The sequence below is a fragment of the Kitasatospora griseola genome (assembly GCF_044999035.1).
GTDB classification, from domain to species: domain Bacteria; phylum Actinomycetota; class Actinomycetes; order Streptomycetales; family Streptomycetaceae; genus Kitasatospora; species Kitasatospora griseola.
Genome location: NZ_CP173361.1, coordinates 131606 through 155997, shown reverse-complemented (window position 1 = coordinate 155997; position 24392 = coordinate 131606). Strand labels below are relative to the sequence as shown.

The following is a 24392-nucleotide window of genomic DNA, read 5'->3' as shown; positions in this document are numbered from 1 at the left end:
ACTGGGGTCACCTGGCACCTGCGTCCTTGATGCCGACGATGACCTGGTCGCCCTGCCCGATGGCGCCGGCAACCAATGGTGTGATCTGGACACTGCCACCACCGACCGTCCCCGGGGTGACTTCCACCTGTCGCCGCTGCCCGCCCGCGAAGACCGTCACCACCGTTTTGCCGTCAGCCGTCGCCGAGACAGCGGACACCGGCACCACCAGCACTGGACCTGGCGACGATGCGGCCAGGACCGTCAGTCGCACGTCCTGGCCGGCCAGCTTGGGGTCCAAGCCTTGGTCGGGTGTCACGATCAGCTGATAGCCGCCTCTCGCGCCCGAGCCCGTGGCCGACTGGCCGCTTCCGCTGACCGAGCCGGTCGCCTGCGCCGGGTCGTCGGTGGTGTCCGCCACCGAAGCGACCACTGCGGACGCCTTTGTCCCTGTCAGTTCCGAGAGGATCTCGACCTTCTGTCCAGGATGCACAAGGCCCTTGTCCGAAGCGCTTACACTGCCCTTGACCACCAGTGCGCCTGCCGAAACGGTGAGCACCTTGCCGGATACCTCGCTGCCGACCCGGCCGGCGACATTGTCCACTCGTGCAGGGAAGCCTGACAGGAACACCACCTCAGTTGCTGGCACCAGAGGTCCGACCAGGGCTTGGATGTCCGTCAGCTTTTTCCTCAGCTTCGCCAGGCTCTCAGCCGCGCGATCCACCTGCTTTTGCGCCATGGCCACGGATTGACCAGCGTTGGGGCTGTTAACGCTGCTTGCCCCACTATCTCCGCTACCGGCCGAGGGGGTGGTGGCACCGGTGCCCGCTTGTCCCGACGGCACCGCACCCGTCGTCCTCTGGGCGGCCTTCAGGGCGTCCTGTGCGTCGGACAACGACTGCTGGCCAGCGGTGACCGCGTCCTGCGCGGCCTCCACCTGCGCGTCGCCGTCTGGTAGGGCCGGCAGCGGGTCATAGCCACGGGCAGAGTAGAAAGCAGCCACTGCTGCCTTGGTCCCAACTCCGAATGTCCCCGCCGTGTCGTCGCCCGACCCAAAACCGAGCTGAAACAGGGCTTCCTGCAACTGCTTGACGTCCTGCCCCTTGGACCCCGGTTTCAGATCCCGGTACACCGGCAGGTCGCCGCGCAACGCGAACACCGGCCTGCCCGCCGTCTCAAGGAGCAGCTGCCCGGCGGAAACAGAGTCCCCGACCTTGACCGGCAACTTGGTCACCACAGACTTGGTGCCCGCCCCGCCGCCCACCGGAGCCACATCGATCGACTGACCCGCCGTCACCGTGCCCCGTACGACCACCGAACTCGTGAGCACCCTCTTCTCGACTTGGGCGGTCAACACGTCGGGCTCCGGTGGCTTTGTGTCGGCGGCCGCCTGTGCCGGGCTCTTGATCAGGGGCACTGCCGCCATCCCTGCACCAGAGATCACCACAGCGCTGGCCACCACCACCAGCAGAGCCCTACGGCGCCGACCCAGTCCCCTCTTGCCAGTCCCTGTGTCCGCCGTGGGAGAGCCGTCCACTGCCGAGGCATCCCTGAGCCTGTCAACCATCGCTACCGGCTCAGCATCCTGCTGCACGCTTCCCACCCTTGATAGTCCGGGAGGAAAGCCCGTACGGCCAGTTCCCCCGACTCTGCCAGTGCCATCGCGAGCGTACACGCATCGTCCCGCCACTCCAGGAAACTCAGAAAATATGCGAGCCGCAGGGTCACTATCCGGACAAAATGGCCAAATTTTCCATACGCCCCCAAGGGCCCATTTGCCCGCCAATCGGTCAATCATTATCGATTGTCGATCATTTGGAGTGCACCGCACCCAAACTTGAAGATAGCGGGAGGGGCTTGCAGGGATTTCGAGTCGACCACTAGCCTTGCCGATGGCCTCGGCGGGTTCATTGACGCTATCCGCCTCGCCGAAAATCAGTATCGAGAGGAAAATCCTCAAGGGGGGTATCTGCATGAAGAAGCGAATCGCGCAGGCATTCATAGGGGTTTCGGCAGCTTCGGCTCTCCTCCTGACAGTGGGGACGTCCGACGCATTCGCCAGCGCCTATGTCACATGGACGAACGTGGCCACCGGACGGTGCCTCCACCACAACATCTACTACTCGCTCGACCAGGTCACCACGGACAGCTGTGGCACCGACAACAGCACCAAATGGCTCGACATTGACTACGCCGACGGGACGTGGGTGGAGTCCCCGGTAGGCATGCAGGGGGGCGTGAATCCCAACGGGGTATGCCTGACCGCCTACAAGGACAACTCGGTGTACATCGAGGGCTGCGACTGGTCGAACCCCAACTCCTACGAGAAGTGGTGGGAAAACGCCACCCAAACCGGTTGGATGATTCAGAACGTGGCCACTCTGAACATCCTTGACAGCAACAGCGCGGGCAGCGTCTACGCCATCGGCAGCAATGGCGGCAACTACCAGCGCTGGACGTAACCCCCGCTGAGATAGTGCGAACCTCGGCATCCTAGCTCCACAATCCTCAACCGCCCGCGGACCCACCAGCGGGCGGCCTCATTGTCCGCACCGCTGCCGAACGATGAGACGTGCGGCGGCACCGAAGATCACGAGGATCTCGATGAAAAAAAAGCGCATCGCCCAAGCCCTCGTCGGACTCGCCGCGATTCCGGCGCTCCTGGTGAGCACCGGAGCCGGCGACGCCTTCGCCTCCTCTCCGCTGATCACTTGGAAGAACGTCGCCACCGAACGGTGCCTGCGCCACAACATCTACACTGACACGGACCAGGTGAGCACGGGGGACTGTGGAACGATAACCACCAACAATGCCCTCTGGATAGACATGCAGAACACGGACGGCTCGTGGATGGAACTCGGGTATGGCATTTCTAACGGCAAACCCTACAACTGCCTGACCAGCTACACGGACAACTCGGTTTACATCGAGGGCTGCAGCCTTGACTACAACTCCTACGAGAGCTGGTGGGAAAACGCCACCCAGACCGGCTGGAAGCTCCAGAACGTGGCCACTCATAACATCCTCGACAGCAACAGTGCGGGCAGCGTCTACGCCATTGGCGACAACGGCGGCAACTATCAGCGTTGGACCTAAGAGGTTCTGACAAAGGCGCTGGACGTACCGGTGGGTGAATCAGGCAGGTGGCGAGGCCGAGGAAGCCTTCGTGGATGTCGTCGTGTCGTTCCCAGCAAATGCGTAAACGGCGGGAGCCGTGGAGCCATGCGATGGTGCGCTCAACGACTCCGTCGGTGGACGCCGAGGCCGCATCCGCGGGGCACTCCGCGGCAGGCGATCACCGGTTTGATGCCCTGCTTCCACACCAACCGCCGGTACTTGTCGTGGCCGTAGCCCTGGATGGCCAGCATGATGTCCGGGCGGGAAACCGCTCTGACCGGCACCGCGACGCCATCCGCTCCCAGGGTCCACGCCGCCAAGTCAAACTCGGAGTCCACCAGCGGGCCGCAGGCGGCCAGGCGCAGGGCGAGCGGGGCCTGGCCCCGGAGCGTCTCCAGCGCCTGGCCCCGGAGGATGCGGACTTCGGTGCCGAGCCGGGGCCGGCGGCCCGGCATTCGAGGCAGCCGGAGCGCGCAGGATTTGGTGCGACACCTGCAGCAGGGTGAGGTCGGCGGCGAGCGCGTCCGCGGCGGCGGAGCCGGCCGCCGCGTCGTGCCAGATCGCCAGACCGACACCCAGCAGCGTGCCGTGCTCGCGCACCGCGGCGGCGAACCGCCGGCAGGCCGCAGCCGGGCCGACGGTGGGTGCGCGCCGGGGCCGACGGCCCCAGGAGGTGGTCGCCGCGTCCCGTTTCACGCGATGCCGGTCGCCTCGCGGTCGGCCTGCGGCGCGAGCACTTTCATGTGCTTGGCGCCCTGGAGGACCTTGGCGGTCAGCTCCGGATCCATCAGGATGCGTTGGACGGCGGCGTCGTCGCTCATCGCGGCGTCCGGTCGGTCGGGCAGCGGCCGGCAGATCCGTTCCAGGAGCGCCAGCTGCTCGAGGACGTTCGCGGCGTACGACTCGATGTCGGCCGGGTCGGTGCCGAGCATCGTCTCCATCTCCCGGGCGGCGTCGAGCAGATGCCCGACGACCTGGGCCATGGCCTGCCGGTCCTGCGGGCGGGTGAGACCGGGGTGCTTGCGCGTCGGGGCATACGCGGCGCGCAGCGCGTCGATCGCCCCGACCAGCATGTCGACCGCCTCGGACAGCAGGTAGTCGCGGCTCTCGAGTGCCGCCAGCGGGGTGTGGAGCTTGCCGTCGGCCCGTTGGGAGTACTGGCCGTCGATCCCGATCTGCACCATGCCGACGAACTGGGCGAGCATCCCGACACCGGTGGCCAGGTGCCGAGCGGTCTCGCCGACGCGGTCTCGCATCCTGCGCAGGGTCGCGGCCCTGTCCCCGCCGGCCGCGGACGCGGTGTGCGCCTGCAGATCGAGGAGCGCCTGGTCCTCGCGGCCGAGCAGCCGGTGCGCCGCCGCGAGCGCCTCCACCACGTGCCTGGCCGTATCCAGCAGGGCCCGGGTCTCCTCGTCCATCGCGCGCTCGCCGTTGGTCACAGCGTTCCCCTCCCGTCGAAGTCGGCGACGGCCATTCACGTCGCCGCACCAGCGCGGCGACTGTCGTACGCGCCGCCGCGTTCAACGAGCGCGCCGTCCCGAAGACACGGCCCGAAACCGACGGGCCCGGGACCGCGGACATCGCGGGACGTCGGCATCCGACTACCGGGGCAACGCGGGACGGTAAGGGCCGCGGAGTCCCCGCCTCGTTCGCCCGGCGGGGTTCAGGGGCGGTTTGGTCGTCGAGCTCGATACGCGCTGATTGCCGCGTTGCGGGCGGCTGGTCCAGGGGTCAGGCCTGTGGGGCGAGCGAGCGCGGGGCGGCCGACGGGCCGGGCACGATCAGGTCCGGCTCCAGGAACGGCGAACTCCCGGCGGGCAGCGGGCACGTCTGCTCGGCGGCCGGGAGGACCTGGTCGACGGCGGGCTCGGAGAAAGCCAGCTCCAGCAGGCGGCGATCGGGACTCATGGGCACAGTCTGCCCCACCGTCACCGGACGAACCGTCACCGGCCCAGTGCCTGTGGCACCGGGCCGGTCTCCCTGCACAGCGCCCCCGAAGCAGAACCGGCCCCGCGGCTTCGAAGTCCTGCCCGCCGGGCCGCGTACAGCCCCGTACGGATCTCCGACCGATCATGTCCCGGCCGGCGGGGGAGGCGGCGGAAGGCGCTTTGGCGCGGCCGGGAACCGTCGAGTCGGGTCGGTTCCGGCTGTGCGGCTACGGGGTGAGGTCGATGACGCGGACGGATTCGCCCTTCCAGCGTTCCGCGTCTGCGGTGGCGACGACGGCGCCGGTGGGGCGCTCGGGTGTCGGGGCGGCGGCGTAGCGGGTGTGGGCCTGGGCCCAGGTGGCGTCCGCGGTGAGGGCGAGGGCGGCGGGCAGGTCGAGGTCGAGGACGGTGAGGGCGGGCAGGGCGGCGAGGTGTTCGGCGGTGCCGGGGCGTGCGCGGTCGGCTTCGACGAGGGCGCAGGCGGGTGCGTAGAGGTGCCAGCCGGGTTCGGCGTGGGCGCGGTGGATGAGGCGGGAGGCGAGGAGGTTGCCGCGGCCGGCGGCGACCATGGCGGTGTCGTCGAGGACGATGTGCATGTCGGTCACAGGCCGGCTGCCAGGTCGAGGCGGCGGTCGAGTTCGGCGTCGAGGCGCTGGGCGTGTTCGGCGTCCGGGTTGTAGCCGTTCCAGGCCTGCAGCTTCTGGCGGGCCTGTTCGGCGCGTGCGGCGCGTTCGGCGGGGGTGAGCTGGGTGTCGGCGAGGCGGGCCAGGTAGGCGCGCAGCGACATGTGTTCGCCGGCGGCGAGTTGGGCGAGGCGGTCTCGGGTCTCGGTGGGGATGCGCACGTTGGCGTCGGCCATGGCGGTGCTCCGTCCTCTCGACAGATGGGTATGGGTACGTACCCGTACCCATACCCGCTACAGTAGCAGCGTCCGGATCGCCCTGACCCGGTCCACTCCTGCCCGCCGTGCGGCGGGCCGGTTCCGTGAACGGGAGCAGCGGGTTGAGCGAGCGGGACGTCGGGCCGGTCCTGTCCGAGCGGGAGCACCGGCGGGTGCTGGCCGAGGTGATCCTCCCTGCGGCCACCGCCGGGGCGGTGGCGCAGGAGCGGCCGGTGGCGGTGCTCGTCGCCGGGCCGCCCGGCAGCGGCAAGACCACGGTCGGCGATGTGCTGCACGCGGTGCTGGAGCGGCGCGGCGGCGCGGTCCGGGTCGGCAGCGACCTGTACAAGGCGGTACACCCCTTCGACGCCCCGCTGCTGGAGGGCGACGTGCGGGCGGCCGGGCCGGGGGTGCGGGCGGACGTGCGCCGCTGGCAGGCCGGGGTGGAGCGGCACGCCCGCGACCTCGGCCTGGACGTGGTGGTGGAGACCGCGCTCGCCGACGCCGACGAGGCGAGGGCGCAGGCGGCGGCGTACCGGGCGGCCGGGTACCGGGTGGAAGTGGTGGCGGTGGCGGTCCCGTTGGCGGTCAGTCAGCTCGGCGTGCTGGCCCGCTACCTCGGCCCGGACGGGCAGGACGGGGCGCAGCGGTGGGTGTCGTGGGCGAACCACGACGAGTGCGCGGGGCAGCTGGCCCGCACCCTGGGCGTGCTGGAGGCCGAGGGGCTGGTGGACCGGGTCGCGGTGGTGCGGCGCGGCCTGGAGGTGCTCTACGCCAACGAGTTCGCGGGCGGCAGGTGGGTGCGGCCGCCGGGCGCCGGAGCGGCGGTGGAGGCGGAGCGCGGGCGCTGGTGGGGTGCGGCGGAGACGGCCCGGTTCCGCCGCTCGCTCGCCGGTGCGCAGCGGGAGCTGGTGCGGGCGGAGGAGCGGCTCGCGTCCGATCGGGTGCTGGCGGTGGTGCGGGATGCGGAGCGGGCGGCCGCGCTGGCCGAGCCGGTGCGCCGCACCGCCCAGCCCTTGAGTGTGCCGCCGGGTGTGGACTTCCACCGGCTGTCCGCCGACGAGCACGCGTGGATCTTCGAGAACCTGATCGTCCCGGACCTCGGGCCGATCACCGCGCAGGAGCGGCCGGTGGCGGTGTTCGTGATGGGCGCTCCCGGCGCGGGCAAGACCGGGGCCGCCGTCACGGTGCTGCGGGCGATGCGCTCGCGCCGCCCCGTCTGGATCTCCGGGGGGATGTTCAAGGCCGCCCACCCGGACTACCACCAGCTGCTGCGCGAGCACCCGCGCACCGCCTCCGCCCGCATCCGCGCCGACTACAAGGCCTGGCAGGCCCGTGCCGAGCAGTTGGTGCGCGACGGGCGCGGCGACGCGGTGGTCGAGATCGCGCCGGGCAGCGCGGCCGAGTTCACCGACACGGCCGCCGCGTGGCGACGGGCCGGGTACCGCGTCGAGCTGCTGGTGCTGGACGTGCGCGCCGCCGACAGCCGCCAGGGCACCGCCCAGCGCTACGCGGATGTCAGCCGGGGCGGCACCCGGCCGGGCCGGTTCACCACGGCCGTCGGCCACGACCGCTGCCTGACGGCCGTGCTGACGTGCGTTCGGCTCGCCGAGCAGCATGGTCGACCGCCTCGGCATCGTCCGGCGCGACAACGCCGCCTCCTTCAGCAACGCCCTCGGGCCCGACGGCCGGTGGAGCGGACCCACCGGCGCGGCGCACGCCTTCCGCCTCGGCCAGCAGCGCCCCTACAGCGAGCAGGAGGCGCTGGCGTTCCTCGGCCGCCAGCGCGCCCTGCGGGCCGCGCTGCCGCAGTACCGGCGGGAGATCGACGCGATCACCCGCCTCGCCGTGCCTCTGCTGCCGGAGCGGCTGAGGCCGGGACGGCTCGCCTGCGCCGCGCCCGCCGCGCTCCCCGTCCGGCCCTACCGGCCCGTGTTCTCGGCGAGCTTGGCGTCGTAGAGGGCCTCGATCCGCGCCAGCTCCCGCGCGTCCGCGTCCACCAGCCTGGCGCGGTCCGCCGCGCAGGCCGCCCGTTCGGCGAGCAGACGCTCGACCAGGGCCCTGTCCGCGCCCGGGCGGCGCTGCTCGTCGAAGACGTGCCGGGTCAGCCGGGCGGCCATCTCGTCGATCTTCTCCGCTACCCGGCCGACCGCGTCCGCGTCGACCCCGCCCGGATCCGGGGATCCGGCGCCACCGATATGGGGGGCGGGCTGGTCGGAATCGTGCACGGGAAGACCACCTTGCTGTCGGTCGAGCTTCGCCGGCCCTTCCGGCGCAGCAGCGAGCCTACGGGCGCACTGTCGCCCCGGGCTGCCGCAGAACGGTCGAGACGTCAAACCGGTTGGCGGTGACAGCCGTCGCTGGCAGCATCGGACGATGGATCAGTTCCCCACCCCTCCCGCGCCGGGGCGCACCGACGCCCAGGAGCTCTTGGCGCACATACGCCAGCTCGAGGCCGAGCCGAACAAGCCGGTCTCGCGGCAGCATGTGGTCTCGCAGGTGCTGCTGCGGCGATTCGCTGCCCCCGGTCGGGGCAGCACGGGGAACCTGGTGAGTTGGCTGGACCTCCACCATCCGGAACGGCACTGCAAGGACAAGGGGACGAAAGCGCTCGGCTTCGAGACGGACTTCGTCGCCTTCGCCTCCGGTTCCCTGGAGGAACTATGGAACGCGACCGAACAACGCATGGGAGCGGCGTTCGCCGTTCTCGACGACCCGGCGGCGCTCGGCGACCGCGAGATCGCGGGAACACTGCGCGACACCGTCGCCCTGCACTTCATCCGCAGCCTGCGCTTCCGCGAAGTCCACAACAAGGCCTGGAAGGAGACCTACGACGCCGGCCTCCGCCGGCTGCTGGGGGAGGACCGGAGCAGGCTCGATGCCGCCGCCGTGGCCGAGTTCGGCATCTACCCCGGCACACAGGCGGCCGCCGAGTACTTCGCCCAGCGGTTCATGGAGACGTCGCAGCACCTGGTCGACAGCGGCGCCGTGCTGCGGACCGCGATCGAAGAACGCTTCCACCGCGCACGCGAGATCCTTGCCCCGCACTCCGTGAACGTCCTCGTCCCGGCGGAGGGCGAGTTCCTCATCGGCGACAGCCCCGCCATCACGTTCGCCTACACCAACGTCCCCACCCAGGGCGTCTTCGGCGTACCGCTCGGCAACGCCCACACCGCTGTCCTGCCGGTCGGCCCGCAGCACCTGATCGCCATCGGCGGCCCGACGTCAGAAGTCCGGCGCATCCCGCGCGACGAGGTCGACGCGCTCAACACGGTCCAGATCCAGGCCGCCGTCCGGCACGTCTACTTCCGCCCCGGCTCCAGCCTCCCCAGGTTCGTGCGGACGGTGTGCGCGTCCGGCAAACGCCAGCCACTTCCGCAAGTCCCGCCCCAGCGCTGACCCAGCCAAAGCTGACCGACCCGACTGCCCGTCGCCCTGCCCGGCAGGGCGTAGTTGATGTCCGGTCAGGCCGTTGCCGGAGGGCGGTTGTGGCAGAGCGGGATCTGCGGGCGCTGTTCGGGTGAACAATCGATCCATAGGTGGCTCCTAGAGCGGCCTTGGGGAAGGCCCGCAGGAAGCGGGGGCGGCCCGCAGAGCCAGAGTCCCGCCCGGAGGATTCGTCAGAGCTGTGAACGGAATATGAGGATCAGGAAGATCACGAAAGTGATGCCGAGGATGATCCTTCCCACCCATTTCGCGTCGTTGTTCGACTGCCAGCTCCGCAGGACATCCTCCATCCCCTCTCCGACCATGGCCGATCCAAGGAAGCCGGGGAGGGCTATGAACCAGAGGAAACTGGCAGGAGCATTGGGCTTGGTAGACCTCCAGATAAGCAGGCCGGTCAGGATGCCGAGGCCCAGGATTGCCTTGACCGCTCCCCTGGACACCTCGTCAGGTGTCACCGGAGCGTCCGTCTCGGCGTCGGGCTTGGGGCTGCCTGCCGATCGCTGCTCGGGGGCCTTCGCGCGCCGCTGAACGCTCCGGGCCCGCCGCAGCTCCACCATGGCGTTGGCCGTGGTGGCCACCCTGGTGAGCAGTTCTTTCCGCATGACTGCCTCATCGGCTTGCAGCAGTCCTGCGACCTGTTCAGCCGCGGCACGCTCGGCCGGATCCTTCCGCAGCAGCGCCGACAGCCCCGGCCACAGTGCACCGGCCTTGTGCGCAGGGCGTGGTTCCTGGGTCAGGACAGCGGCGAAGAGCGATCTGAGGGATGGGGCGCTGAACGGCAGCTCGCCCTCGACTGCGACGTACAGGGTGACGCCCAGCGACCACAGGTCTGTGGCGGTGGTGAGGTGCCGGCCCTCGATCTGCTCCGGCGACATGTACGCCGGCGTCCCCAGCACCACCCCCTCGCTGGTGAGCATCGTGGCATCGGCCATGCTCGCAATGCCGAAGTCGGTGACGACGACCCGGTTGCCGTCGATCAGGATGTTGTCCGGTTTGAGGTCGCGGTGCACGATGCCCGCGGCATGGGCCGCAGCCAGGGCGTCTGCCACGGCCGCGCCTATCGCCGCCACGCGTTCTCCGGCCAGCGGGCCCTCGTCTCGGAGAACAGCACTCAGCGAACGGCCGCGGACGAGTTCCATCACGATCATCGGTGCGCCCCGGTGCTGCACGACGTCGTGCACTGTCACGATCCCCGGATGGCTGAGCCGGGCGGCCGCTCTCGCTTCCCTGATCACGCGCACGACCAGGCGGTCCCGCTCATGGGCCGTCAGATTCCCGGGGACAGTCAGCTCCTTGATCGCGACGTCCCGCTGAAGCAGATCGTCGCGGCCCCGCCACACCCTCCCCATCCCGCCCTCGCCGACCGTCTCGACCAACCGGTACCTGCCGCCGACCAGATCCCCCGCCATCGCTGTCATGAACAGCAGAATAGGCAGCAGCCGTTGCGCAGTTGGGCGGTTGGAACTTTCGGGCGACCCCGCCGCCGGAGTGCCGCCGAGGCAACCCGGTACAGCGCCGGAGGGCGGGTGGAGAACCCGGTCACTGATCTCGCAGCGCGCTTCGGGCGCGTAGGTTGATGACCTGTCAGGGTGTTGTCGGAGGGGCGGATTGTGGCGGGGCGGGATCTGCGGGCGCTGTTCGGGTCGAACGACCGGGTGGGCACGGACGAGGCGTTCACCAACCGGGAGCGGCAGTGGGCGCAGGTCGCCGCCGCGGTCTCGGAGCATCTGCGGCGGATCTCGGAGCCGGGCTTCGACGTGCAGGACCTGGAGACGGCCCGACGCAACGTGCTGGTGTTCCACGGGATCGGCGGGATCGGGAAGTCGACGCTGTCGCGGAAGGTGGAGGCCGCGCTCGGCGGGGCTCCGGGGCGGCCGGCGCAGTGGGGTGAGCCGTCGTGGCCGACGTCGCCGGTGCTGCTGCCGGTGCGGATCGACCTTGCCCGGTCGGCGGGAATGGACTTCGAGCGCCTGGTGCTGACGCTGCGCATGGCGTTCGCCGGCCTGGACCGGTCGATGCCGGCGTTCGACCTGGCGCTGCTGCGCTACTGGGGGCACAACCACCCGGGGGAGAGCCTGGAGGAGTACCTGCGCCGGGCCGGGCTGGTGCACCGGCTGGCGAAGGCGCTGCCTGGCCAGATGCAGGGGGCGCTGTCGAAGGCCGCGGAGGAGCTGGCACTGCCCGGGGCGGTGGGATCGGCGGTCGGACAGGTCACCACCGCGGTGGTGCGGGCGGTGCAAGAGCGCCGCACCACCGCCCGGGCGCTCGCCGGGTGCCCCAGGCTCGCCGACCTGCTGGAAGCGGAGCCGGACCTGGACGCGCTGTCGTTCTACCCGCACCTGCTCGCCTACGAGCTCGACCGGCTCCCCGAGAAGAAGAAGGTCACACCGATCGTGCTGCTGGACACCTTCGAGGACGTCGGCGACCGTACCCACCGCGACCTGGAACGCCTGATCCAGCGGGTGGTGTGGCTGATGCCGAACGCCCTGTTCGTCATCACCGGCCGCAGCTGGCTGCAATGGGCCGACCCCGCACTCCAGGGACAGCTCGACTACACCGGCCCCACCGCGTGGCCGCAGCTCGCCACACACCTCCCGCACCCCCGCACCATCCCGATCCCGGCCGCCCGCCACACCGACGCCCCCTCCGCCGACGGCAGCGCCAGCGGCAGCAGCAGCGCCGCGGCGGGCGGCGACCCGGGCAGCGCTGTCGGCGCTGTCGGCGCGGCGAACGACGGCGGCCGGACCGGGACTGCCGGGGACGCGGACGGCGGCCGGGCGGTCGAAGCCGACCGGCAGGTGCTGATCGGCGACTTCAGCCCGGAGGACCGCGACGACTACCTCGCCCGCCGCCTCACCCACCCCGACGGCCGGCCGCTCATCGAACCCGAACTGCGCGCCGTCATCGCGGAGCGCTCCCACGGCCTTCCGCTGTACCTCGACCTCGCCGTCCAGCGCTTCCTCGAAGTCCGCCGCACCCGCACCCCCGAGCTGGCCGACGTCGACCACGACTTCCCCGCACTGCTCGCCCGCACCCTGCAGGACCTCACCGAAGCCGAACGCCACGTCCTGCGCGCCGCCTGCCTGCTGGACGCCTTCGACATCCCCCTCGCGACCGCGGCCGCCGGCCTCCCCCGCGAAGCCCCGGCCCGGCGCCTGGTCGAACGGCCGCTGGTCCTGGAACACCCCGCCGGACTGTGGCCCTACCACCTCCACGGCGTGGTCCGCTCCACCCTGCGCCACGCCGACGACCGCACCGACGACAGCTGGAGCGAACAGGACTGGCACACCGCCGCCCAGCGCGCCTTCACCGCGATCGGCGACCACTGGACCACCAGCACCAGCACCGACGCTGGCACGGCTGGTGCTAGTGCGGGTGCGGGTACTGTCGGCCGGGAAGTGCTCGTCGCCTGCCTGCGCCAGGGCCTGCGCCTGGCCCGCGACCACCGCCTCGACCTCGACTGGCTCACCGACGCCGCCTGGGCCTACATCGGCGACTCCGTGTGGGAGCCCCTCGCCCCACCCGCACCGGCCCCCTTGCCGTCCCGGAACGCCACCCCGTCTCACACCGGCCACAGTGAAACCGCGCCCGCCGCGACGCCGGCCGACATGCTCGTCGAGACGCTCTCCGCGCTCACCCGCCGCCAGCACGAACACCGCGCCCGCACCGCCCAGCGCCTGGCCGCCGTCGTGGACAGCCACCTGCTCCCCGAGGACCTGCACCTGATGGCCCTCTACTACCTCGCCAAAGCCCAACGCGACCTCGGCCACCGCACAGGCTCCCGCCACGGCATGCAGACCGTCGCCGACAGCACCAGCCGCCTCGCCCCCGCCGCCCGCCGCGGCCTGGTCCACCTCCTGCGCCTCGCCGGCGACTTCCCCGCCGCCCACCAGGCCGCCCAACACCTCGGCTGGGCAGGCCGCCAGCACCGCGTCGAAGGCGACCTCCACTGGCCCCACGGCGACATGACCACCGCGGCCGCCGCCTACCTCACCGCCCGCACCCAGGCCGAACACCACCGCGTCGCCGGCGAAACCGCGACCTGCCAGGCCCAACGCGCCTTCGCCCTCGCCTTCACCGACCCCGGCCTCGCCGACGACGAGATCGACCTCGCCCAACAACTCCTCACCGGACTCGACCTCCGCGCCACCGCCCTCACCGTCCGCACCGCCCAACTCCTGCGCGACGCCGGCACCGACCACCTCGACCAGCGCATCGACCAACTCCGCACCGACGCCCTCGCCTCCGGCATCACCGCCGCCCAAGCCGCCGTCGACCTCGCCGCCGCGTTCCACCACGCCGTCCGCGACAACCACACCGAACACACCGCCGCCGTCACCCGCCTGCACGACCTGACCCGCGACGGCGACTACGCCTACTACACCGACATCGCCCACTACATGGCCGACCAGAACCCCGACAGCCCGTCAACCGCCCGGTGGAACACCGACGAGCAGACCGTCCGCACCCGCTGGCACGCCCTGGTCACCGATCGGCGAGGCAGCCTCCCGCCACTGTGAGCACCGACCGCGCCGCAGTCGCACGGGACGCGTCGCCGGAGGCGGCGTCCCCACGCCGAGAACCCACCGCACGCGTCTGGTGGCGAAGTGCCGGACACGCCGCATGCCCAAGCGGGATGATCGACGGCATGGGTGATGAGTCGGCGGCCCCGGGGGTGTGCGACCGGGTGACGAAGCGGTGGGTCGACCTCGCGCTCGGCACCACAGGCCTTCAGCCCGGGGAGGCCGGCGGCCCGTACGCGGGCCGGGCCTGCCAGGGGAACCCGGTGCTGTTCAGCGCGCGGCCCGGCGCGGTGAACCGGCCGCCTCTGAGGCAGGAAGCGCCGGGCCCCGATCCCTGCCGGCCACGGCGCCCAAGTCCACCAGCCCGTCCAGGAAATGGAGCACCAATGACTCACACCGTGCCCGACGCAACCACCGACGAGCAGCCCGGCCTGGGCCCGGAGCACAGGCAGGAGCTTCTCGAGCTGACCGACTTCATGGGCATGACCGACGAGGCCGATGCCCTGCGCGGCGACATGCGCACCGAGCGGATCCTGCCCCGTCTCAAGCGCGCCCTCGACCTCGTCGGGCTCCCTGTCAGCACCGCCCCCGACACGCCCGGCATCGTCGTCACCCTGCTGGGGAAGGCGTCCGCCAGCTGGCCGTCCGGATCCGTCGCCGTCTCGTGGAGGGTCGGCGCCGCCCTCACCACCCTGGACGACGAAGCCGAGATCGGCGATCCCGTCGACCGCTTCGCCCGGGCCGTGGACGAGACCCTCGACACCGCTCTCGCCGCGATCCTGCGCAACGCCGGCCTGCGCGTCCTCACCGACCGCGGACAGGACGGCGGGCGCCGGGGCGCGGGTGGAGGGCGGCGATGTCGGCAGCGCAGCGCAGGATGGCGAGGTCGGCGCCGGTGTCGCGGTGGCCGCTGTCGGCCACCTTCGCCGGGGCCGGGCCGTCCGGCAGCGACGGCCGTGCGGACCCGCCCCGGGGGCGGCGAACTGAAGGTCAGGAGGCTCCCTCGGCCGTGCCGGAGAGTCGGTAGGCGGTGGAGGTGTCGGTGCCGAGGGCGGCGAGCAGGTCGAGGGCGGCGGTGAAGGACGGGGCTCCGGCGAGGCGGGCGGCGGCGAGGCGGGTGGGGAGGCGGCCAGCGACGGTCAGGGCGTTCCACTGGTCGGCGGAGAGGGCGAGGTAGCACAGGCCGGGGATATCGGCGAGGAACGTCAGGTCGGTGACGGGGCAGCGGGACAGGTCGAGGGAGCGCAGCGCCGGGAGGGTCGGCAGCGGGGCGAGGTCGATCGGGGTCGGGGAGCCGACGGCGAGTGAGGCGAGGCGCGGGTGGCCGGTGAGGGGTGCGAGGTCCGCTCCGGCCGCGAGGTCGACGGCCAGGTCTTCGACGGGGAGCGCGGCCAGGGGGGAGAGGTCGGCGGTGGAGCAGCGGTTGAGGTGCAGGCGCCGCAGGTGGGGGGTGGCGGAGAGCGGGGTGAGGTCGGCGGGTGAGGGGAGGTCGTTGAGGTGGAGGTCCTGAACGTCCGGTGCGAGCTGCTCGCCTAGGGCCTCGACCACGGGTCGGCTCGAGTCGTCGGTCGGCTGCGGGGTGTGCGGGTCAGGCAGGCCCAGGGCCTGGCCGAGCCAGGCGGTGATGGAAGAGGCCACGTAGCGTGGGCCGCGGTCGAAGTCGCGGCCGACCTCGATCACCTGGCCGGGGCTGCCGTCCGTGGCCGGCGCGAGGTCCACGGCGAGGAAGTTGCCGTCGAACCCGGTGGCGAACGGGAGCCAGCCCGGGTGCCCCGAGCAGCGGCGCACCGTGTTCGGCGGGTCGGCGTCGAACACCACCCTGTTCCAGTCGAGGCTCCAGCCGAACCAGGCCGGCGCACCTATGTACTCGTCATGCTCGGCCAGGGCATCGTCGAGCGACAGCCAGCCGTACCCGGCCAGTGCCGCGTTGCCTCCGTCGCCGTCGGCCTCCAGGTAGAGCGCCCGCACGTCGGCGGGCAGCGGTCGGCCCAGGCTGCGTTCGGCTGCGGCGAGCTGCTCCTCGGTGACGGGTGCCGCCAACTTGATTTCCGCGCCGGAGCGTTCGGCGTGCTGACGCAGGACGGCCCGCAGTCGCTCGACCGCCTCGGCCGGGTCGCCGGCTGGGCCCCGGGACGCTTCCGCGCCTTCGGCCGCGCCCGGCTCGGGCAGTTGGAAGGAGGGGTCTACGGTCAGCGTCCAGCCGCTCTCCGGACCTCCCCCGGGCTCCAAGTCGTCCCGGAACACCACCAGCTCGAAGGCCCCCGAAGGGCGGCACGCGACCTCCAGAGCGATGCCCTCCCAGCCGCGGCTCTCCCGGAACGCGGACGACAGCGAGGAGATGTGCGGATGCAGGTCCAGGAACCGGGGCGCGCTCAGGTTCGGGGGCAGGTTCAGGTGTGTCAGCAGGTCGCGCATGTGCGCGGGAAGCCCCGGCGGGAAGAACTCGCCCGGGCGGCTCGGCGCCACGTAACCGCCCCCGGACATCGAGCTGCCGCCCTGACTCCCGCGCCCGCGCAGCAGATACTCCGTCCAGCCCTCCGGCGCCGCCGCGACGATCTCCGCCGCCATCTGCCGTGCCGTCTGTTCCACCGTCAGGTCCATGCCCGTCCCCTCACGCCCGCGCTGTTCGGACGATCATGCCAGCGGACAGAGACAGGACGGCCGACCAGGTCGCGGAGGTGGTGAAGCGCGTCACCCGCGGTGCGATTCCTCCCGGACGGTTCCCTACAAGAGCGAGTAGGTCTGGTACTTGCCTGCTGGCGCCACCCCGTCCGCGCCCACCGCATCCGCACCGACCTCACGCCATCTGACCTACCGCCTCCCTGACGGCAAGTGGCCGCCAACCGTCGCGGCCGGTGTGGTGGCGGGCTCCAGGAGCGGCGAGCGCTCGCCGGGTAACAGGCACGTCGCGGTGTCAGCGGCCACGGCCTGGTCGACGGCGGACTCGGAGAAGTGCAGCCCAAACGGGCGGCAGTCGGTGCTCATGTCACCAATGTGACCGGCCGTCACCGACTCAAGTTCCGCACCGTCACTGCCCTGAACCATTCGGCAGGCTTGTCATGCCTGCGCCGCGACGGGGGTTCCCCCTCTCCGCGGATGTGGGCCGGGCCGCCGCCCGGCCCACATCACCGCAGTGGGATCGCCGCCGAGCGTGTCCACGGCCGCAAGAGACTGATTGACGGGCAGTCGAACCTACTCGCGATCGTGCCGGACGAGAAGTACCGCACCAGCACAGCGGTGAGGTGAACTACGGCCACCGCCTGGGTCTCCTTAGCAGGTCGTGCACTGCTTGCCGTAGCGACGGGTCTGCCCGTCCAACAACTTCTGCATCATCCGTCGCACCATCTTGGCACGTAGGCCCTGGACCTCGTCACATTTTCAAAAAATCCGGATCAACCGTTCTTCTCATTGCCCGCCCTCCTGATGACAGCCTCTATGCTGAGGCCGAGACAGGTGACTGAGCAAATCAGAGCAACGAGCCATATTTGAATCGGAGCCCCTGCATTGAAGACGGGCGTCAGGGCCGACAGGGCCACAAGCGAAGACCAGATAACTATGTGTACTACTGCAACCTTCCTTCCCATCTCCGGGTTAGGCAGGATGTACTTCTTCCGAAATTTCGAGCTCAACTCTCTAATCCCCTCCTCCAAGAAGATGATCCCAGTCGGTAGGGGTTCAGGAAGCCACCCGAACCCCTACCGACTGGGATTCTATCGGAACTTACATGCCGCCACGCATTGTTCGGCAATCACTCAAGGAATGTTGCGCCACATCTTTCCCTTCAGCTTGAACTTGAAGTTCAAACGCACCTTCGGCGGCGAGTGGATGTAGTCCAGGACGGTTGCAGCCGCGCTAACTGGCCATCCGAGCGCCCGCCCCACAAGCCGCGTGCCGAACCTCAGCAGACCAGGGGCGGCATGCCTGGCAGCGGCAGGAGCCCATCGGTTCTGTACCACGTTGTTGAAGTGAGATGCGGCCGGGGCCCCGGTGCCACCCGAAGCGTAGTGCCATGACTGCGAGTAGTGCCCCTGCGCTCCCGCGATTCCCGCGTTGATCCAGGACCTATAGCTAAAGAAGCTAACGGTGTTCCAGAACCAGTTGCGCCCATCGAGGTCGTACTTGTCGAGCGGATCGCCGTGAACGTATTCGTAGGCGTTCGCGTTGCCGCCATAGACTGGGTCGACGGACAGGAAGCGCCCGGTGCCGGGATTGTAGAGACGGACACCCATGAGGGTGAAGCCTCCGGGGGTATCGCTGGCGCGCTGCTTGGCTCCGATCCACCCATATCGGGCGGCTGCCTGCCCCGCGCGCGGCTGGCCGTACTCGTCAAAGTCGAGGACAGTGGGGGCGCTGCCGTTAAGGGGCAGTTGCAGGGCTATGTCGCCGTGGAGGTTGGCGAACTGGAGGGTGATCAGTCCGGTGTTGGTAGTGGTGGCGGCGAGGTCGCCGCTAATGCCGGTGACGTTGCGGGTGTTGTTGGCGAGGTTGTCGCCGATCCAGCGCGGACTGTCGCCGTCGCTGCCGTAGTGGTTGGTTTTGGTGAGATTGGTGGTCCAAGTGCCCCCGCTGTTGGTTTCGACGGTCCAGGCGCGCAGGCGCTGGTTGGAGTCGAGAGTCCAGGTCTGACGGTCCGTGCCGGTGGTCTGCTGCTGGACCAGGTCGCTGTTGTAGTAGGCGACGGTGGATCCGGGCAGCGCGGTGGTGCGGCCGAACGCGTCGTAGGTGTAGCCGGGGTTCACCAGGCGGTCGGCACTGTCGTAGGCGTTGGTCTGGGTGGTGGCTCCGTTCGCGCTGCACTCGGTGCCGCGGGCGGCGACCGCAGTGGTCAGGGAGCTGCGGTTGGTGTTGTTGTCGAAGCCGTAGCCGCGGGTGGTGCAGACGGCGTCCGGAGAGGTGTCCTGGACGCCGGTGAGACGGCCGGCCGTGTCATAGGCGTAGGTCTGGGCCGCAGTCACGCCGGGAGTGCCGGTGTGGGTGGCCCACTGCCCCTGGACGGTCTCGGTGATGCTGTCGGAGACCAGCACCGTGCCGTCGCTGTCGCGGGTGTAGGCGCGGCCAACGGCGGTGCCGGACGGGTCGCGGCGGTCGGTCATGGTGTAGCCGCCGGGCAGGCCCTGGGTGACGGCGGTGCCATCGGCGTCGTAGCGGGCGGTGAAGGCGCCAGCGATCGAGTCGGTGACCGAGGTGGCCAGGCCGCGCGGATCGACGGCGGTGTCGTAGGTATAGGTGGTGGTGGACGGTGCGCTGTCGGTGACCTTAGCGGTCCGGTTCAGGGCGTCGTACTCGGTAGTGGTGGTCGCGCCGTCGGCGTCGGTGTAGGAGGTCGGGCGGCCGAGCACGTCGTACACTCTGGTGATCGTCCCGCCAGTGGCGGAGGTCTGCTTGGTGATCTTGCCGGTGACGCTGTCGTAGGTGGTGGTGACCGCCGGGACGGCGGTGCCGAGGCCCCCGCTGACGGTGGTGGTCACCGGTCGGCCGGCCGCGTCAGGGGTGATCGTGGTGGTGCGGGTGACACCATTTGCGGTCTCGTCGGTCTGGGTGTTCTGGCCGAACAGTCCGTACTGGACGGTCTTAGTCGGGAGTTGGACCGGGTTGGTGCCGCCGCCGGTGATGTCGCCGGCCGGGCCGGTCTGGCAGAGCAGGTCGGCCCACTCGGGTCGGCCGGCGCAGGTGCCGGTGCCGGTGGCGGACCAGTAAGTGGTGCGAGTGCTGCCCGCGTCGGAGCCGTTCGATTTGGGCAGTGACTTGGAGGCCTCTCGGCCCTGGTTGTCGTAGCCGGTGGCGGTGGTGAGGTTCAGTCCGCCGGCGTCCTGGATCTGCTGGGTGGCGACGCCGAGCGCCCAGTCGAAGACGCTCTTGTCGGTGCGGGTCTCGGCGAACACCTCGGGCCAAGCGCGCAGCGCGCCGCCGGTGACGGTGGTGGTGACCTGGTCCTTGACCTTGGCGGTGCCGTCGGTGGGCCGGCCCTCGTCGTAGGTCTTCACGGTGCGGGTGCGGGCGACGGTCTGGGTGCCGGCCTTGGCGACGGTCGCGCCGCCGGATGCCACGTCGGCGGCCAGGGTGACGCGGTGCAGGGGGCCGGAGTTCTCCGTCTCGCGCTGCCCGTCGGCGCTGTACACGCTGGTGCTGGAGAGCAGTTGGGCGCGCTCGCCGCTGGGCAGGGTGTTGATGCCGAGGTCGGCCAGCTGGGCCTTGGCGGCGTCGGTGGCGCCGAGGGCGAGTTCGCGGTTGGCGGCGGTCAGCGTGCGGACGCTGTTGCCCCACTTGTCGTACTCGGTGGTGGTGATGCGGTGCCCGGGGGCGGCGGTGTTGACCTGGCGGCCTGAGGCGTTCAGGTAGTTGACGGTGGCCCGGGTGTAGTCGCCTGTGTTCAGGTCGGTGCCGCTGTTGGAGGCGGGGACCTGGTCGGCGGGGAAGACGGCGGTGGCGTCGGTGGGCAGGTCGGTCTGGCCCCAGGTCGCGCCGGCGGTGACCGACAGGTCCTCGGGCGCCTTGCTGCCGCTGGTCGGAACGCCGTAGACGATGGTGGTGTTGGCGGTGCCGTTGACGGTGTTGGTGCCCGGGGCGAGGGTGTTGGTCCACACCTTGGTGAGCATGCCGTCGCCGGCGGCAGGGTTGGCCGCGATGTTGCCGTAGGCCATGTGGTAGCCGCCGTTCATGCCGGGCGGGAGCACTGCGGCCACGGCGCCGTCGGAGGCGCCGCCGACCACGTACGCGTACTGGGTCTGGGCCTGCTGGCCGATCCGAGTATCCCAGGTCTGGCGGAGCGAGCCGCCGAGGTCGTAGCGGTAGGTGGCGACGTCGGTGGCAGTGGCGTTCGCCGCGCCGGGGGCGGTGGCCCACAGCTTGATGGCACTGACCTGGCCGGCGTAGTCACCGAACTGGCTGGAGGTGCTGTAGCCGGTCGCGGTCGTGGTCGTGGCGTAGACGAACTGCAGGACGCGGCAGCCCTTGGTGGCCGGGTCGGCCGCGCAGGCGGCGGCGGTGGCGGCGGAGGTCGGCGCGATCATGTACTTCGGCCGAGCCAGGGTCTTGCCGCCCGCTACGGTCTTCTCGGAGACGACGGTGGTGGTGGAGTTGGCGAGGCCGTCGAGCAGGCTGGAGGAGACCGTCCAGGTGACGGCGGCCGGGTCGACCTTGCCGAAGGTGGTGACGGTGCCCTCGGTGTCGGACAACGTGAAGTCGCCAGAGGCGAAGGAACCGCGAAGGGTCAGCGCTTCGCTGCCGGGTTCGGGCACCCAGCCGTTGCCGGCCGCGTTGGCGGTGAAGCCGATCGTGTCGCCCCCGGCGAGGACCACGTCCAGCGAGGTGTTCGAGGTCTTGCGGATCTCGGTGTACCCGGACTGGGAGACCTCGGACGCCACGCCGGAGGTCCAGTTGGGGCCGAAGATCGGGGCCTGGCCGTCCTTGCCCGCTGCGGCCTTCGGGTTGCGCGAAGTGTTGGTGCGACCGACTGTCAGACCGAAGAACGAGGCGTCGGTGGCGGAGACCGTCAAATCACCGGTCAGCAGGTTGAGCGTGCCCGGGCCGACCTGCTGTGTCGCGGCGCCGGTCGCCTTGCGGTCGATGACGGCCTTAATGCCCTCGGAGGAGACCGCGGCGTTGTTCGGGCCGGTGAAGTCGGCGCGAAGCTGCACGGTGCCGTCGGGGTTGACGGTGGAGGTGGCGTTCCAGGTCAGCGACGGACTCTTGCCGCTGTCCAGTGCGACGGGCCAACTCACCGCGCTGCCACCGTTGGTGACGTCGGCAGCCGGGACGGTGGTCCACGGGTCGGCGTCGGAACGGCGCCAGGAGAAGCTCACGGCGTTGTATTTCGCGGCGTCGGCCTCGGCGATCAGCGGGAGACGGGCGGCGGTGCGGGTGCCATCGTTGGGCGAAATCACGCCGCCGGCGCCGACCTGGAAGGTGTACGACACCGCCTCGGACTTGTTCTCGGCCTTGTCCACGGTGCGGACCTGGAGGGTCTGGGTGCCGGCCTTGTCCGGGGTGACCGTCAGGTTGACCGGCGCGGTGGAACCGCCGGTGGGTGCCTTCGTCCAGTTGGTGCCGTCGAGCGTCCACTCCAGTGCGCTCTGGTCACCGGGCGGCGGGATCACGGTGAACACGCCGGCCTGGCCCGCGCCCTTGACCCACTGCCCGGACGGGTAGTCCGTCGAGGAGACGGCGCCCGGCGCGGACGGCGCGGAGGTGTCGACCGTGAAGTACGCCCACGGAGACCACGTGTTGTTGTAGTGCATGCCGTCGTACGGCGAGGTGCGGAACCGGTACGTCCTGCCGTTGGTCAGCAGTCCCGCCGGGACGGTCACCGAGGCGGGCTGGCCCGAGGCGACGTACGGGGAGACCAGGACGTTGCCGACCTGCGCGTTGGTGTCGTTGTCGAAGATCTGGAAGGTGCCGTCGACCTTGTCGTTGTTCGGGTCGACGAAGGTGTCGCGCAGCGTGGGGGTGGTGGAGTTGACCCACCAGGTGCCGCCCGCGTCCTTGTAGAACGGCGAGCCGGCCTGCTGGTCGGTGCCGGTGCGCGGGCGGTAGTTGTAGGTAACCGTCAGCTTCGGCACGTTCGAGCCGGCCTCGGAGGAGTTGACCTCCTTCCAGTACTTGGTGCTGGTCTCGTCCGGCGCGCGCAGGCCCATGCCGGCGGTCGGCTTCTTCGCCGAAGTCCAAGTCTGCACCAGGTTGGTGACGTCCGCGTTGATCCAGCCGTCGTTCTGGCAGCCGGTTCGGCCCGCGGTCTCGTTCGACGAGGCCAGCTTGGAGGTCCAGGCGGGCTGGGATGCCCACCGGGAGGCCGTGGAGGCGAGGCCGGTGTCGTAGACGTCCCAGGCATAGCCGGCGCAATCGCTGTTGCCGGAGTGGAAGTTCCACAGGCTCAGCGTCGCGTTCATCACCAGCGCGTCCGCGATCGGCGCGGTGTTCCAGTTGATGAACGCGCGGGCCTCGCGCGAGGAACCGTCCGCGTTCGTGCTGCCCGGGTTGCCCCAGTACAGCTCGGTGTCCGCCGACCAGTCGACGGTCTCGCCCTTCTGCACCCGGGTGTCGAAGACGTTGCCCAGCGCGATGGTCGACGGATCGACGGTCACCGGGTACTGGGTCTTCGAATCGGCGAGGAACGCCGCGTCGGGCGTGAACACCAGGTCGATGTTCTCGCCGCGCTGAACGATCTTCAGATCGACCTTCGCCCGCCTCGCGTGCTCACGCGAACCCTCCGCCACGACGGTGGAGTCCCACATCACCGGCGCGGGCAGCACGGCCCGCTTCTCGCCGGTCTTCCGGTCGGTGAACAGCACGCTGCCGTCGGCCTGCGCCTCGGCCTTCAGCCCCTTGGCCTTCAGCGGCATGGTGTACGAGTAGCCGGCCACCGCGGGGCGCTGCTTGAGGACGGTGTACTGCTCGAATCCGGTCCGGGTGGCCTCGACGACCAGGTCGGCAGCGCCGTCACTGATCGCGTCCTGGTACGTAGCCTTCGTGCCGTCCAGCACGGGCGCGGGCAGGCCGCCCTTCCACTGCAGTTCGACCTGCTGGTCGCCCTCCCCGAGGGTCACCAGGGTGCGGTCCTCGCCCCTGCCGGCCTGTGAGTCGGCGAAGGACTTCGCCCGGGTGCCCCCCGGCGCGGCCAGCTTCAACCCACCGGGGTGCGCCTTCGGCGCGACCGAGCCGTCCGCCTGCTGCTGCAGCGTCAGATCGACGTCGGTCCACCGGCCGTCGCGCTGGAAGCGCACCGGCCCGGCTAATAGCTCCGTGGTCAGCGAACCGTCCTTGTTCACCCACGTCGTCGACGTCTCGGTCCGCTCGGACAGCGCCTCCACCCGCTGCCCGGACAGCCGCGCCGCGACCCGCGCTGACGGGATGTCGGCGGCCTCGGCAGCCCACTTCACACCCTTCGCACCCTGCGTCCCACTGGACTTGTCCGGCTTCGGCGAGGCAAGCGCGCTCTCCGTTCCGGCAAGCAGCGACACCGCCACGGCCATCGCCAGAGCGGCGCTCACCCCTCGAGCACCCGGCAGCATCAACTGCCTGCGATGCCCTGATATGCGTTCGCGCACACCTACTCCTTGTCATAGACCCATCACTCAGATAGGGCGTGCACGGATGCTAAAGCGAGGGGAAAGCGGGCGGAAAGGGTGAAGATCTCCCTACATGGGGACAACGAGATCCCCTAGTGCGTTCAGCTTGTAACCAAAGCGTGACTAAACGTCATACAGCTGCCCCCAGGCGCTGATTGACTTGACTTCTCACAGGAGAGTCGCGATCCGCCTTCGCGCCATGGCGTGCCAGCTCGGCCGCACCAATCAAGCCGGCAGGGCTCGTAAGACCGTTTCCTACATGGTGAGGCTTGCCAGTCGCGTCATCGGTATCGCCTCAGCGGCCGAAGAGCCGTCGCCGTTGCAGGAACGCGCCCGCCAAGCGCTCGGCCGACATGGAACTGACTGGTCGTCAGGTGATATTCATATCGGCAATCGCTCGCCGCTCTCGCGGACACTTCGTCAGTGAGGAACCTTCCGTGCCGCACGACCCCAT

13 protein-coding genes and 1 pseudogene are annotated in these 24392 nt (G+C 70.3%); 5 read left to right on the top strand and 9 right to left on the bottom strand.

Going from position 1 to position 24392, the window contains the following annotated elements:
* Window positions 1-7: 7 nt before the first annotated feature.
* Entirely contained in the window at window positions 8-1405 is a 1398-nt protein-coding gene (locus ACI1MP_RS37805) for a peptidoglycan-binding protein (RefSeq protein ID WP_404871023.1), read from the bottom strand.
* Between the two features lie 547 nt (window positions 1406-1952).
* On the opposite strand from ACI1MP_RS37805, the gene ACI1MP_RS37800 reads away from it, so the two are divergent.
* Together ACI1MP_RS37800 and ACI1MP_RS37795 are read left to right on the top strand one after the other, a co-directional pair.
* A complete protein-coding gene (locus tag ACI1MP_RS37800) occupies window positions 1953-2441 on the top strand; it encodes an RICIN domain-containing protein (RefSeq protein WP_404871001.1) in 489 nt (162 codons plus the stop codon).
* Between the two features lie 142 nt (window positions 2442-2583).
* On the top strand, window positions 2584-3075 hold the full coding sequence (locus tag ACI1MP_RS37795; protein ID WP_404871026.1) for an RICIN domain-containing protein: 492 nt from the start codon (window positions 2584-2586) through the stop codon (window positions 3073-3075).
* Window positions 3076-3112: 37 nt separating this feature from the next.
* Here the strand turns inward: ACI1MP_RS37795 and ACI1MP_RS37790 are convergent.
* The 5 genes and pseudogenes from ACI1MP_RS37790 to ACI1MP_RS37770 all read right to left on the bottom strand — a co-directional run.
* Window positions 3113-3290, bottom strand: a pseudogene (locus tag ACI1MP_RS37790) (IS5/IS1182 family transposase); the annotation flags it as partial.
* A 498-nt stretch (window positions 3291-3788) separates the two neighbouring features.
* Window positions 3789-4535, bottom strand: coding sequence for a hypothetical protein (locus ACI1MP_RS37785; protein WP_404871000.1), 747 nt, complete (start codon window positions 4533-4535; stop codon window positions 3789-3791).
* A 292-nt stretch (window positions 4536-4827) separates the two neighbouring features.
* Window positions 4828-5004 (bottom strand): hypothetical protein, encoded by a 177-nt coding sequence (locus ACI1MP_RS37780; RefSeq protein ID WP_404870999.1) that lies wholly within the window; start codon window positions 5002-5004, stop codon window positions 4828-4830.
* Between the two features lie 247 nt (window positions 5005-5251).
* Window positions 5252-5620, bottom strand: a complete 369-nt coding sequence (locus tag ACI1MP_RS37775; protein WP_404871022.1) for a hypothetical protein — start codon at window positions 5618-5620, stop codon at window positions 5252-5254.
* 5 nt (window positions 5621-5625) lie between these two features.
* On the bottom strand, window positions 5626-5883 hold the full coding sequence (locus ACI1MP_RS37770) for a hypothetical protein (RefSeq protein WP_404870998.1): 258 nt from the start codon (window positions 5881-5883) through the stop codon (window positions 5626-5628).
* A 143-nt stretch (window positions 5884-6026) separates the two neighbouring features.
* Here ACI1MP_RS37770 and ACI1MP_RS37765 point away from each other — a divergent pair, with 143 nt between their 5' ends.
* Entirely contained in the window at window positions 6027-8255 is a 2229-nt protein-coding gene (locus ACI1MP_RS37765; RefSeq protein ID WP_404870997.1) for a zeta toxin family protein, read from the top strand.
* Between the two features lie 25 nt (window positions 8256-8280).
* Complete coding sequence (locus ACI1MP_RS37760; protein ID WP_404870996.1) at window positions 8281-9303, top strand: DUF4238 domain-containing protein; 1023 nt, start codon at window positions 8281-8283, stop codon at window positions 9301-9303.
* A gap of 221 nt (window positions 9304-9524) precedes the next feature.
* Here the strand turns inward: ACI1MP_RS37760 and ACI1MP_RS37755 are convergent, their stop codons facing one another.
* Complete coding sequence (locus ACI1MP_RS37755) at window positions 9525-10769, bottom strand: serine/threonine-protein kinase (RefSeq protein WP_404870995.1); 1245 nt, start codon at window positions 10767-10769, stop codon at window positions 9525-9527.
* Window positions 10770-10961: 192 nt separating this feature from the next.
* Between ACI1MP_RS37755 and ACI1MP_RS37750 the strand changes: the two genes are divergently transcribed.
* A complete protein-coding gene (locus tag ACI1MP_RS37750; protein ID WP_404870994.1) occupies window positions 10962-13871 on the top strand; it encodes an ATP/GTP-binding protein in 2910 nt (969 codons plus the stop codon).
* 993 nt (window positions 13872-14864) lie between these two features.
* On the opposite strand, the gene ACI1MP_RS37745 is transcribed toward ACI1MP_RS37750, so the two are convergent.
* Both ACI1MP_RS37745 and ACI1MP_RS37740 read right to left on the bottom strand, forming a co-directional pair.
* Entirely contained in the window at window positions 14865-16475 is a 1611-nt protein-coding gene (locus ACI1MP_RS37745; protein WP_404870993.1) for an SMI1/KNR4 family protein, read from the bottom strand.
* Window positions 16476-17626: 1151 nt separating this feature from the next.
* Window positions 17627-23881: a DNRLRE domain-containing protein gene (locus tag ACI1MP_RS37740; RefSeq protein ID WP_404871021.1), complete on the bottom strand. Its 6255-nt coding sequence runs from the start codon at window positions 23879-23881 to the stop codon at window positions 17627-17629.
* Between the last annotated feature and the right edge of the window lie 511 nt (window positions 23882-24392).